9 protein-coding genes and 1 riboswitch are annotated in these 12,936 nt (G+C 62.6%); of the genes, 6 read left to right on the plus strand and 3 right to left on the minus strand.

Annotated features, from left to right (window positions below; all coding sequences use genetic code 11):
* Positions 1 to 19 precede the first annotated feature (19 nt).
* Positions 20 to 2,479: a membrane-bound PQQ-dependent dehydrogenase, glucose/quinate/shikimate family gene (locus BUC08_RS18350; protein ID WP_037927425.1), complete on the minus strand. Its 2,460-nt coding sequence runs from the start codon at positions 2,477 to 2,479 to the stop codon at positions 20 to 22.
* A 133-nt stretch (positions 2,480 to 2,612) separates the two neighbouring features.
* Between BUC08_RS18350 and BUC08_RS18355 the strand changes: the two genes are divergently transcribed.
* Positions 2,613 to 3,089 carry an MgtC/SapB family protein gene (locus tag BUC08_RS18355; RefSeq protein ID WP_073194356.1) on the plus strand — a complete coding sequence of 159 codons (477 nt, stop codon included), beginning with the start codon at positions 2,613 to 2,615 and terminating at the stop codon, positions 3,087 to 3,089.
* Positions 3,090 to 3,184: 95 nt separating this feature from the next.
* Here the strand turns inward: BUC08_RS18355 and BUC08_RS18360 are convergent, their stop codons facing one another.
* A complete protein-coding gene (locus tag BUC08_RS18360) occupies positions 3,185 to 4,177 on the minus strand; it encodes a nucleotidyltransferase family protein (protein WP_234973773.1) in 993 nt (330 codons plus the stop codon).
* 244 nt (positions 4,178 to 4,421) lie between these two features.
* A complete protein-coding gene (locus BUC08_RS18365; protein WP_037927421.1) occupies positions 4,422 to 5,558 on the minus strand; it encodes an iron-containing alcohol dehydrogenase in 1,137 nt (378 codons plus the stop codon).
* Between the two features lie 162 nt (positions 5,559 to 5,720).
* On the opposite strand from BUC08_RS18365, the gene BUC08_RS18370 reads away from it, so the two are divergent.
* From BUC08_RS18370 to BUC08_RS18390, 5 genes are all read left to right on the plus strand, one after another.
* Positions 5,721 to 6,656, plus strand: coding sequence for a LysR family transcriptional regulator (locus BUC08_RS18370; RefSeq protein WP_051694459.1), 936 nt, complete (start codon positions 5,721 to 5,723; stop codon positions 6,654 to 6,656).
* 59 nt (positions 6,657 to 6,715) lie between these two features.
* Positions 6,716 to 6,926, plus strand: a riboswitch (cobalamin riboswitch).
* Between the two features lie 94 nt (positions 6,927 to 7,020).
* A complete protein-coding gene (locus BUC08_RS18375) occupies positions 7,021 to 7,440 on the plus strand; it encodes a DUF1636 family protein (protein ID WP_051694457.1) in 420 nt (139 codons plus the stop codon).
* A complete protein-coding gene (gene cobW, locus BUC08_RS18380; protein WP_037927418.1) occupies positions 7,433 to 8,491 on the plus strand; it encodes a cobalamin biosynthesis protein CobW in 1,059 nt (352 codons plus the stop codon). The genes BUC08_RS18375 and cobW overlap by 8 nt, the downstream gene beginning before the upstream one ends.
* A 6-nt stretch (positions 8,492 to 8,497) precedes the next feature.
* The gene (gene cobN, locus BUC08_RS18385; RefSeq protein WP_037927415.1) at positions 8,498 to 11,815 is read left to right on the plus strand and encodes a cobaltochelatase subunit CobN; all 3,318 of its coding nucleotides are present in this window, start codon (positions 8,498 to 8,500) and stop codon (positions 11,813 to 11,815) included.
* Complete coding sequence (locus BUC08_RS18390; protein WP_037927413.1) at positions 11,812 to 12,936, plus strand: cobalamin biosynthesis protein CobG; 1,125 nt, start codon at positions 11,812 to 11,814, stop codon at positions 12,934 to 12,936. Before cobN ends, BUC08_RS18390 begins: the two co-directional genes overlap by 4 nt.

Genomic DNA, 12,936 nt, shown 5'->3' on the forward strand with positions numbered 1-12,936 from the left:
GGCGAAGGGCTTTCGATTATTAGTTTTGGGGCAGCGCGTAGGCGATGATCTCGTCGCCCACTTTGGTTTCCATGAAATGATGCCCGCCGGGATAGATCACGACGTATTGGCGGCCGTCGACCTCATAGGTCATCGGAGTGGTCTGGCCCCCGGCGGGCAGATCGACCTGCCAAAGCTCCTTCCCGGTTTCGGTCGCAAAGGCACGCAGTTTGTCATCGGTGGTCGCCGCCACAAAGGTCACGCCGCCCGCCGTGGTGATTGGCCCGCCATTGTTCGGCGTGCCGATGGTCAGCGGCAGCATCGACGGGATGCCAAAGGGTCCGTTGTTTTCGGCCGAGCCGAACGGCTGGTCCCACAGGGTTTCACCGGTGGCCAGGTCAATCCCCCTGATCCAGCCATAAGGTGGCTCGGAACACAGCATTCCGGTGAACGGCACACGCCAGCCCGCATTCACATCAATGGCATAGGGCACCCCCTCCATCGGACCGGCTTCACCGCCTGCATCGCTGAACGGCTTGACGCCACGCCTGTCGGCCTCTTCGCGCGGGATCAACTGGTTGTAGTTCGGCATGTCGTTATAGTTGGCAATCAGGATGCCGCGTTCGGTGTCCACCGACACGCTGCCCCAATCCGATCCGCCGTTATAGCCGGGATACTGGATAAACGGCTTGTCCGCCGAAGGCGGTGTGAACTGCCCCGCATAATTGGCGCGGCGGAACTGGATGCGGCACCACAGCTGGTCAATCGGGCTCATCCCCCACATGTCCTTTTCGGTCAGCGGTGGCCGGTTCAGGTTGGCATAACCGGAATAGGGTTGCGTGTCCGAGATATAGTCGGGTTCGACACTGCCGACATTGGGCGCGGGGCGTTCCTCGACGTGAAACAGGCTTTCGCCTGTTTCACGGTTCAACACATAGATCTGCCCCTGTTTCGACGGCAGGATCAGTGCCGGAACCGTGCCGCCATCCACGGGGAAATCGACCAGCGTCACCTGGCTGCCCAGGTCGTAATCCCAGACGTCATGGTGCACGGTCTGGAAATGCCAGACCTCTTCGCCGGTTGTTGCATCCAGAGCCACGAGGGAGGACGCATATTCGTTCTCTTCCGCGCTGCGGTCGCTGCCGTAATAGTCGCTCGAAGAGTTGCCAAGCGGCAGGTACACATAGCCCAGTTCCTGATCGCCCGAGGCCATCGTCCACATGTTTGGCGTGCCGCGCGTATAGGTCTCGCCCTGGGCCGGTTCATCAACGACACCGCCCTGCCCCAGATCCCAGGCCCACAGCATCTCGCCCGTGACCACGTCATAGCCACGGATCACGCCCGAGGGCGCATCGTTCGCCTCGTTGTCGCTGACCTGTGCGCCGATCACCGCCACGCCGCGCACAATCGTCGGCGGCGCGGTCACGGCGTACCATCCGGGCACCGTGTCGCCCAGGCCGTCGTTCAGATCGACCATCCCGGCATTGCCGAATTCGGAACACAGCTGGCCGGTGTCCGCATCCACCGCGATCAGCCGCGCGTCCAGCGTCCCCATCACGACCCGCGCAGCACACAGCGCGTCGGGGTCCATATCTGCCGACAGGTGATAGGCCAGACCACGGCATGTTGCCCCATAAGGAATTGCATCCTCGGACACGCCCGGATCATAGCGCCATTCCTCGCGCCCGGTAGCGGCATCCAGCGCCAGAACCTGGTTCATCGGCGTGCAGACAAAAAGCGTATCGCCAACTTTCAGCGGCGTGTTTTCCGGCGAATATTTTGTGTCCCCGGCTTCGGTCGGCAGGTCACCTGTGTGGATCGACCAGACCTGCTGTAACTGCGCCACATTCTCGGTGGTGATCTGTGTCAAAGGCGAGTGCCGCTCGCCATGAACGGTGCCACCGTAGACCGGCCAATCCGCACCTGTTTCCAGGGGTGTGACCTGCGCAGGTCTCGCCGTGGCAATCGTCGCGTCCTCGGGCACCTCGGCCTGCTGCGCCACATCCGGTGTTTCGGTTGCACCCTGCGAAGCGTCTTGCTGTGCATGAAGCGGCACCGCACCCCCCATCACAAGGGACAGACCCAGTGCGGCCGTTGCCGCAACCGCAGTCACCCCGTTCATCCTGCGCGGACGCAACACGGGCAAGGCAATCAACACAAGGACCAGCATCACCGTCGGGGCAAACACCCGAGGCTCCAGCGCCCACCAATCCGAAGCAGGCTCCCAGCCGTCCAGGGTCACTTCCCAGATTGCCCAGATCAGCGTGCCCAGCCAGACGGCGACAAACACCACCGCGCCACTGCGGCGCTTTTGGCACAGCAAAATGCCAGAGACGATCAACAGCACACCCGTGATCGCGTAATACCACGAACCACCCAGGGAGATCAGCCAGACACCGCCGGCTGCGAGGATCAGACCGATTGCCAGCAGGAGAATTCCTATGAACACTGCGTACCATTCAAAACGAGTGCGGGTGCGCGGTGTATAGGCCTCAGGCATGACAACTTTCCCTAGATAGAAAAACGGGGGAACTGGTCCCTTTCCTCTTTGTTCTGAAACGCGCGGCCTTGCATTTGGTTCCCCCCTGACGTGTGGTGTGGAACTGAAAACCCCTTTGATGGGTTGCTTCGCCATGACGGAAATATTGAATGCACTTTCAACAGAGATCGCGGGTCACAGCATGCTGGCATGGCCCGTCGTGATCTTTCGGATCACCGGTGCCGTGATATTGTCCTCCCTCATCGGATTTGAACGCGAAAGCAGGGATCATGCCGCTGGCCTCAGGACGCATATGCTGGTCGGCCTGGCCGCGTCCTGTTACTGCCTGCTGGCGCTGGACCTTGTCGGTCGGGATTTCGGGGATCAGGTGCGCCTTGACCCGATCCGCATGATCGAAGCCGTGACAGGAGGTGTGGCGTTTCTGGCCGCCGGTTTGATCGTGTTCACCCGAGGCGAGGTCAAAGGACTTACAACGGGCGGCAGCCTGTGGCTGGTTGCGGCCATCGGCACAGCGGCAGGTCTGGGCGTGTGGTTGATCGCCGTGCTGGCCACCGTTCTCGCGCTTTTCATTGTGGGCGTGCTGAAGTCTTTGGAAAGATCTGCAGAGTAATCACGCGCCATCGCCGGGCACGCGCCAAGGCTGCGCACGGCGATGGCCCTGGGGGTTACAGCCGCCAGAGGTCTGTTGCGCAGCGCTCAGAGATCTCAGAGATCAATGTTGTCCAGGATGGCCCTTGTTTCCGGCATCCGCGCCAACGAGTTGGCGATGCGTTCGCGCCATCGTGGCCCGACCTTCAACGCGGCAGCATAGGCGCTGGACAGATCGTCGGGCCGGTCCTCGGCCAAGGCTTCGATCAGAAACGCAGCCTGCTCCCTGTCCTTCGACGCCTTGAGACTTCCCGCTCCGTCGCGCCGCCGATCCGCGATGATCAGCTTGTGAATGGCATACCGCTCGGGTCGTGGCACTTGAACCAATATGCCTGACCGATAAAGCGCGGCGGCATGGATCGGTTCGGCGATCAGGAAGTTGAGGTAATTCAGCGCCTGCGCGTTGACCCCCAGCGCAGGCAGGTCGCGGATAGATTCATCTCCGAATGCAGGCGTCAGAAACTCGACCAATTGGCCACTGCCGCCTTGCACCCACCGCCATGTGCGTCCCCGGTCCAGCCCCGGCACCGGGGCAAACTTCAGCTCCGAGAATGTCTCGGTCAGCCCCGGATCAACCTGGTCTTGCAGGGCGACGCTGAGTTTTTCAAATTGGGCGATGTCGATGTCACCGGTGTTTGCCATGCCACCCAGGGGCAGACGAATGCCAAGCTCGCCTTCATACAGGCGGAACGCATTCGTCCCGACGATGGTCCCACCCAGCCGAAATGTCCCGGCCGCCGCCATGGCGGACAGGATCGACCCCGTCGCACGGTCGGTCGGTGTCAGCCCTTCTGCACGCAACAACCGGACCAGCCGCGACCGCACGGCCTGCCGCTCTTTGGCCGTGGCGCGCAGGTCCTCGATACGTTCGATACGCGCGCGCATCTCGTCGGAGTCTTCGCCAATATAGATGAAACGCATATCTGTTCCGACACGGCGCGCCACATACCAATACGCTTTGTCACCGCGGTGTTTCAGCGTCGGCTTGCCCGCGACGTCGGACAGCGCATCATCTTTCAGAAGCCTTACCAGATCGGTATATGCGCTCATTGCGATGCTGCTGAGTGAGGTCATGCCTATCGTTTCCAAGTTTTGATAGGCACGAATATACCTAGCAAAAACCTAAATTGCTAGGCACAAAGTGATCAGCAACAAAAACGGCGCGGTTCACAAGGTCCACGGTCCCCGGCGAAACGCTGTGGGGCGCGCCGACAACGGGTTCGTTCTGGAAGCGATCAGGCGCCTGCCCTGCGGCGCATATATGATCGGTTTGCTCCCAGACTGGCGGCCGCGCTCAAAGCGCAGCCTGAAGCATGGTTTTATAATCCTCCGCCGTCGCCTCGCGCGGGTTGGTAAGGTGGCTGTGATCGGCCAGCGCTCCCGTGATCACCCGGTCGAACAAGTCCGACGAGACGCCCAGCTCCGAAAGGCGGGTGGGAAGCCCGATGGCGCGGGTCATCTCTTCGACCGCCGCACCAAGATCTGCCTCGGCGGCAAGGCCCATGGCACCGGCCAGACGGGCATACTTGTTCTCTTCCACAGATGTCCTGGCGTCGCGGTTGAAGGCCAGGACCGGCGGCATGAAAATGGCGTTCAGCGTGCCGTGATGCAGCTTTGGGTTGATGCCCCCCAGCGCATGGCTGAGACTGTGCACGCAGCCCAGACCCTTCTGAAACGCCATCGCACCCATGGTTGCCACGATAGCCATGTTGGCGCGCGCATCGCGGTTTTCGGGCTGTTCCACCGCAAGGCGGATATTGGCCCAGCCCCGGCGTAACCCTTCCAGCGCGATGCCATCGGCGGGCGGATTGAAGGAGGGGGCGAGGTAGGTTTCGATACAGTGGGAAATCGCGTCCATCCCGGTTGCAGCGGTCAGCGCCGGTGGCAGGCTGAGCGTCAGTTCCGGATCGACAATGGCCGCCCGCGGCACCAGATAGGGGGACAACAGCCCGACCTTGCGCCCGTCCTCCAAAATGATGATGGCGGCGCGGCCCACTTCGCTGCCGGTGCCGGCGGTGGTTGGCACGGCGATGGTCGGGAACGTGCGCGGAGTGATCTTTGCCAAGCCGCCCTCGATCACGGCATAGGTCTTCAGCGGTCCCTCATGGGCGGCCATTATCGCCACGGCCTTGGCAAGATCCAGAGCCGAGCCGCCGCCGATGGCGATCACGCCATCGCCTTTTGCCTCACGGAAAAGCGCGGTCGCCTTAATGGCAGCGGCTTCGGTCGGGTTGCCCGGGGTTTCGTCGAACACCGCAACCGGGGTAACGCCCGTTGCGGCCTCGATACGCTCCAGCAGGCCAAGCGCACGGACACCCTTGTCGGTGACGATGACAGGGCGGGTGATCCCCGCAAGCGCCAATTCTTCCTTGAGCGTTGCGATTTCGCCGTACCCGAATTGGACCCGCGTGACGTAGTTGATCAGGCTCATAGGCCTCCCCCTGCTTTGGTATTCCCGTTTGGCAACGCGCAAACCCATATTCTCGGGCGATGCGGCTGGAATTTCATCTCGCCGCGCAAAGTATCGGCAGGAAGGGGGCTGTAAATGCGTTATTATCAGATATGGATATAACAAAAAGGAAATCCACAACCCATGCCGCGCACCCATTCCCAGCCGATGACGCCCCTCTCCATGCGACAATTGCTTTTGATATCCGCCATCGACGACAACGGCTCTCTGAAGCGCGCGTCCGAGCTGATCGGGATGAGCCAGCCGCGCGCCACCAAGGCGTTGCAGGAGGCCGAGGAGATTACCGGCACAAAGCTGTTCAACCGCACCAACCGCGGCCTGAACCCGACTCATGCGGGCGAATCCATGATCCGACATGCCAAGACCATCCTGTCCCAGCTGAAGGAGATGGAAGAAGAATTGCGCACGGCGTCGGACAGCGGGTGGGCCAAGTTGCGGATCGGCACGATTATGGGCGCTGTTCCCTATCTGACGGAAACCATCAGCACCTACCTGCGACGGTTTCCCCGCACCTCGTTCGAGATCCTCGAAGACACCAGCGTCGAACTGTTCCGACAGCTGGACCGGGGGATGCTCGACCTTATCATCGGTCGCAGTTCCATGATCGCGACGCCGCAGCTCTACCATGTAACGGCTTTCCACGATGAACGGCTGGCGGTGGTCGCCAATCCCGCGCACCCGTTGATCGGCCGCACGCGGGTGCGCCTGACGGACCTCGAGGATGCGCGCTGGATTGTCTACACTGCGGCAATGCCCATGCGGTTGCTGCTGGAGCAGGAGTTTCGCCAGGCCGGGCTTGGGATGCCACGGGGGTTGATGGAAACGCGCTCTGCGTTGACCACGATCTCGCTGATACAGGCTGACCCGAACACGGTGGCGTTGCTGTCCAGCGATGTTGCGGCATTTTTCGTGAACTTTGGCATGGCAAGCGTCCTGCCGATGCACCTGCGCTCGAAAAGCGAGCCCTATGAACTGATCACGCGTCGCTCGGTCGAACTGCCCCCTCACGCGCTGGCCTTTATCGAGGATCTCGTTGCCGGAGCGACGACACGGCTCTGAGAGACTGGCGCAACAATTCCTTTGCAGGTTCTCGTTCTTGACAACCCGGTTGGATTAAGACCATCTGCACCTGTGTTGGTGCCTGTGCAAGCAGGTGAAAAGGGAATCTGCAACCGGGAGCTTTTCCGGTCAAGCAAAGCCGCCCCCGCGACCGTGAACGGAAACAAGGCGTGTCACCGCCACTGGCCTATGGCTGGGAAGGCAGACGCACCGCAGGGCACCGCCCGTAAATCCGTGAGCCGGGAGACCTGCCAGCACAGATTGCCACGACCGGACGGGGTGTTCCGGTGTCGGGGATTGCTCTGCTGGTCAGTGCTGCCTCGCCATCAGACCCGCGTCCCATCTTAGAATGGGACAGAGGACCATGACAGAGCTACGAAAGCCCAAAGACCTGGACGGGACAGCGACGCAATTGCTTGTTTGCGTCAAGTGCCTGCGGGGTCAGGGCGTCCTGCAAGATGCGCGCCGCCCCGGACAGGCGCTTTTTGATGCGATCACCGGGCTGGATGTGCCGGAGGGCATCAGCATTGCCCCCGTCGAATGCCTGCAAAATTGCGATCACGGCTGCACCGTCGCGCTGCGCGGCGGGGACAACAAATGGACCTATGTCTTTGCCAATGTCGATGAGGCGGATCATCCCGCGATGATCCTGGACGGTGCTGTGCGCTATCATGCAACACCCGACGGCGTGATCCCCTGGCGCGAGCGCCCCGAGCATTTCAAACGCAACTGTGTTGCCCGTATTCCACCGATGACCCAGCCCCTGGAGACCCTGAATGACTGATCTTGCAAAACTTCCCGTAACCGTGATCACCGGCTTTCTCGGCTCCGGCAAGACAACGCTGATCCGCAACCTGATGCAGAACCCGGGCGGCAAGCGATTGGCCGTGATCGTCAATGAATTCGGCGATGTCGGCGTGGATGGCGACATCCTGAAATCCTGCGCCATCCCCGAATGTCCGGCTGAAAACATTCTTGAGCTGGCCAACGGCTGTATCTGCTGCACGGTGGCGGATGATTTCATTCCCACGATCGAGGCGCTGATGGCGCTGGACCCGCGTCCCGATCATATCCTGATCGAAACTTCGGGACTGGCGTTGCCAAAACCGTTGCTGAAGGCGTTCGACTGGCCTGATATCCGCTCCAGAATTACGGTCGATGGTGTCATCGCGCTTGCCGATGCCGAAGCCGTTGCAGCGGGGCGGTTTGCCCCCAACGTGGCCGCAGTGGACGCGCAGCGGTTGGCGGATGACAGCATTGACCACGAAACACCGCTCTCCGAAGTGTTCGAGGATCAGATATCCTGTGCCGACATCATCCTGCTGACAAAACCTGACCTGGCCGGCCCCGAAGGTGTTGCCAAGGCCAAGGCGGTGATCGCCGCCGAACTGCCGCGCCCGCTGCCGGTGATCGAGGTTGCAGAAGGCGTCGTTGATCCGCGCATTATCCTGGGCCTTGAGGCGGCAGCAGAGGATGACATGGACGCCCGGCCAAGCCATCACGATGACCACGACGATCATGAGCATGACGATTTCGAATCCATCGTTGTCGAGATTCCCGATCAGAACGACCCCGCCGCATTGGTCGCCGCAATCGAAGGGCTGGCGCGCGATCACAACATCCTGCGCGTCAAGGGATACGTGGCCATTACGGGCAAACCGATGCGCCTGTTGGTGCAAGCGGTGGGTGCGCGCGTGCGTCACCAGTACGACCGCCCGTGGCATGCGGGTGAGGCAAGGCAGGGCCGGCTGGTTGTGATCGCCGAACACGACGACATCAACCCCGAGACGATCCGCGCAGCACTTGGTTCGACACTGACCACGGCGGCAGAGTAACATCCGATGCATGTTGTCTTTCGCGAAAGTCACGGGCTGGAAGAGACCGAAACACCAACTGATCTGGGCCAGGATGCCGCAGATCTGGTTGTGTTGTCTTTGTCCGATTCCGACCTTGGGGCGTTCGCGGAAGGCTGGCACAGGGGCGGCGGACCGGAGGGTCGCCTGCCCACGCTCAGGCTGGCCAATATCGCGGCACTCAAGCATCCGCTTTCGGTTGATACATATGTCGAGAATACGCTTTCGGGCGCCAAGGGCATCCTGATCCGGTTGATCGGTGGCGTTCCCTATTGGCCCTATGGCCTGCAACATATTCAATCGCTGGTCCGCACCCACGGCATCGCGCTGGCGGTGGTGCCTGCTGACGGGCGGCCTGACAGTCGGTTGGACGAAATCTCCACCCTGCCGATTTCCACCCTGCGCCGGTTGGCGCGCCTGTGCGACAACGGCGGCGCGGTCGCGGCACAAGCGGCATTGGCGCAACTGTCACTGGCCGCAGGGCTTTATGCCGGTCCTGTGCAAGGTGCCAAAGGGCTGCCACCTGTCGGGGCATGGACACCAGAAACCGGGCCAGCCTGTCCTGCGCTTGCCATGACACAGCCCCCCGCACCGGCCGGTCGCCAGCGCGTGGCAATTGTCTTTTACCGGTCCTATCTGGTTGCCGCCGACCTCGCGCCGATCGAGGCGTTGTTTTCCGCATTCCGCAGGCAGGGGTGCGATGTGGCGGCCTTGTTCGTCCCATCGCTGAAGGCACCGGAGGCGGCAGGCTGGCTGCGCGGCCAGATCGCCCGGCTGGCACCGGACGCCATAATCAACGCAACCGCGTTTTCCGGCAAAGGCGACGATGGCCGCTCGCCGCTGGATGCGGCTGGCGTGCCGGTGTTTCAGGTTGCGCTGGCCACCTCGACCCGGGACGCCTGGGCCAAGGCCGAACGCGGGTTGTCGCCGTCGGACCTGGCCATGCATGTCGTTCTGCCAGAGGTGGACGGACGCATTCTGGCCGGTGTCGCATCGTTCAAGCAGCCGGGCCCGCGCGACCCACATTTGCAGTTTTCCCGCTTTGCCCATCAGGCCGACGCCGAACGTATCGAGGCGATCACGAAACGCATCATGGGCTGGCTGAAGCTTGCAGGACAGGAACCGGGCAACCGGCGCGTTGCAATGGTGCTGTCGACCTATCCCGGCAAGGACTGGAACATGGGTCATGCGGTTGGCCTTGATGCGTTGCAATCCGCGGGAACAATTCTCTCTGATCTTGCCTCTTCCGGCTATGATGCGGGGTCAGGCGATGCACCCTCCGGTGACGCGCTTCAACGTGTTCTGGCGGGAGGTGAAACCCGCTGGCCCCTGGCCAACTACAAGGCCGCGCTGGAACAGCTGCCCGCGTCGATGCGCGCGGACCTTCAGGAGGCATGGGGCACCCCCGAAGACGACCCGGATGCCCGCGACGGTGCCTTTCATTTTACGGCTGCACGCTTTGGCAAAATCCGGGTTGCGCTGCAACCGGAACGCGGACTGCAAGAGGGGCGCGAGGACAGCTATCACGACCTGTCGCGCGTGCCGCGTCACGCCTATGTTGCCTTTTACCTCTGGCTTCAGGATCAGGCCGATGCGCTGGTTCATATCGGTGCGCATGGCACGCTGGAATGGCTGCCGGGCAAATCGGTCGCACTTTCTGGTGCTTGCTGGCCCGAGGCGCTGACCGGTGCATTGCCGGTGATCTACCCCTTTATCGTCAACGACCCCGGCGAGGCCGCACAGGCCAAGCGACGGATCGGCGCCGTGACCCTTGGACATATTCCCCCGCCCCTGCGTGACAGTGGCACACCGGAACGGCTGTCCCGTCTTGAGGCGCTGCTGGATGAATTTTCCAACGCGGACGGGCTTGATCCACGCAGGCGCGACCGGCTTCAGGGTGACATCCGCGCCGAAGCACGGACCCAAGGCGTCGAACGCGACCTGGGGCTTGATGGTGCCGCGTGCAGTGCCGAGGCGATCACCCGTATTGACCGCTTTGTCTGTGACATCAAAGAGAGCCAGTTTGGCGAAGGGTTGCATATCTGGGGCCGCGCCCCTGTTGGCAAGACGCCCTTTGCGACCGCAGAGTCGGCAAATGGGGAACGGCAATCGCTTCTGGATGCGCTGGACGGACGACGTATCGAGGCCGGACCCTCCGGGTCGCCCTATCGGGGTCGGTCCGACGTGCTGCCCACGGGGCGCAATCTGTACACGACAGACCCGCGCGCGGTGCCGACCCGTGCCGCATATGCGCAAGGCGTACGGCTGGCAGAGGAGCTGATCCGCCGCCACCTTCAGGACGAGGGCGATTGGCCGCGCGGGCTGATTGTCGATCTTTGGGGATCGGCCACAATGCGCACCGCAGGCGAGGATTTCGCCATGGCGCTGCACCTGCTGGGGGTGCGCCCCGTCTGGGATGCCGGGTCCGAGCGTGTCTCGGGGGTCGAGGTCGTGCCTTTGGCTGAAATGAACCGCCCGCGCATTGATGTCACCCTGCGGGTTTCGGGCCTGTTCCGCGACGTGTTCCCCACGCTGTCGACGCTTTTTGCTCAGGCAGTCCGTGTTCTGGCGGCCCGCGACGAGGAAAAAGACTGGAACCCCTATGTGGGACGCACCGATCTGGCGCGTGTGTATGGACCCGCGCCGGGCGAGTTTGGTTTAGCCATGGGCGCCAACCTTGAGGATTACACCGAAACCGGACGGCGAAATGCGGGCGAAGCTTGGCTAAAGGCCAGCAGCTGGGCCCTGGACGGCGATGCGGCCATGGCGGACGCGGCGGGCATCCGTGAACGTGTGGCGCAGGCCGACAGCTTTGTTCACGCGCAGGACCTGCCCGAGACCGACCTGTTGCTGGCCAGCGACTATGCCGCGCACGAAGCGGGCTTTGCCGCAGCACAACAGGTCACAGGCGGCCGCGCGGCGTTGTACCATCTGGACAATACCGACCCCACCCGTCCCCGTGCCCGCGCATTGTCCGAGGAAATCGCGCGCGTGGTGCACAGCCGCGCGTCACACCCCGGCTGGATCGCCGGGATGAAGCAACACGGCTTTCGCGGCGCGGCTGAAATCGCGGCAACACTGGATCACATGGCCAGCTTTGCGCATCTGGCGGGTGTTGTCGCACCGCACCTGTTTGACCTCTATCACGACGCGACGCTGGGAGACCCGGAGACCGACAGCTTCTTGCGAGACGCCAATCCACAGGCCCATGCGGCGATGCAGGCCCGTTTTGCCGAACTTCTGCGAAGCGGACTGTGGCAGACGCGGCGCAATTCCATACTGGCCGATCAGGCGGATTTGCAATGACAACGCCCCCGACCGTCAAAGGCTGGTGTCCCGGTGCCTACCGTCCGATGATGTCCGAGGACGGGCTGGTCGTGCGTGTGCGGCCCAGGCTGGCGCGTTTGACAGCGGACCAGACCGCAGGGCTGTGCGACATCGCGGTGGACCATGGGTCTGGGCATATCGACCTGACCAATCGCGCCAACCTGCAGATCCGCGGTGTGGCAGAGGCGGATTTCGATACGGTTCTGGCGGGGCTGGGCGCGTTGGGGCTGTTGGATGAAGACCCCGCACAGGAGAGCCGCCGCAACATCCTGGTTGCGCCGTTCTGGACCAAGGGCGACGCAACTGCCCGGCTTGCACAGTCGCTGCTGGATCACCTGGCTGATCTGCCCGAACTGCCGGCAAAGGTAGGCTTCGCGGTCGATTGCGATCCGGCGGGTCCGCAACTGGTTGGCTGTTCTGCCGACATCCGGATTGAACAGGGTCAGGCGGGGCTGATCCTGCGGGCCGATGGCGCGCAAGGCGGTCGCGCGGTCTCGGAAGAAACCGCGAATACCGCCCTGACCGAAATGGCGGTCTGGCTGGCCGATCATCTGACGCCGCAAGCGCGCAGGATGGCTGCGGTGTGCAATCGCGTTGCCTTGCCTTCCGACTGGACCAACGCGCAACCACGCCCACCCGCTGCGCGCCCCGCTATTGGACCGCACGCTCTCGGGGCCTTGGTCGGTGCACCGTTCGGGCAAATCGACGCCCACGCCCTGCGCCAATGCCTGAAGCGTGCAGACGGGATACGACTGACACCCTGGCGCGCCTTTTTGCTGGAGGGGGCAGCGATGCCAACCTCATCTGCATTTGTGACCGCGCCCGGCGATCCGTTGATGCGCGTCGATGCCTGCCCCGGCGCACCCTTTTGCCCCTCGGCCACTGTCGAGACACGCGATCTGGCGCGGACACTGGCGCCACGGATCCGTGGCAGCCTGCATGTATCGGGCTGCTCAAAAGGCTGTGCGCGCAAGCAATCGGCCGATCTGACGCTTGTCGGAAGGGACGGCAAATTCGACCTGGTGCAGGCAGGCAACGCAAGCGACACCCCCCATAAAACAGGGTTGAAACCCGACGACGTGATGACCGGAGAATTCTGA

It is taken from the genome of Pseudosulfitobacter pseudonitzschiae, assembly GCF_900129395.1.
GTDB lineage: Bacteria > Pseudomonadota > Alphaproteobacteria > Rhodobacterales > Rhodobacteraceae > Pseudosulfitobacter > Pseudosulfitobacter pseudonitzschiae.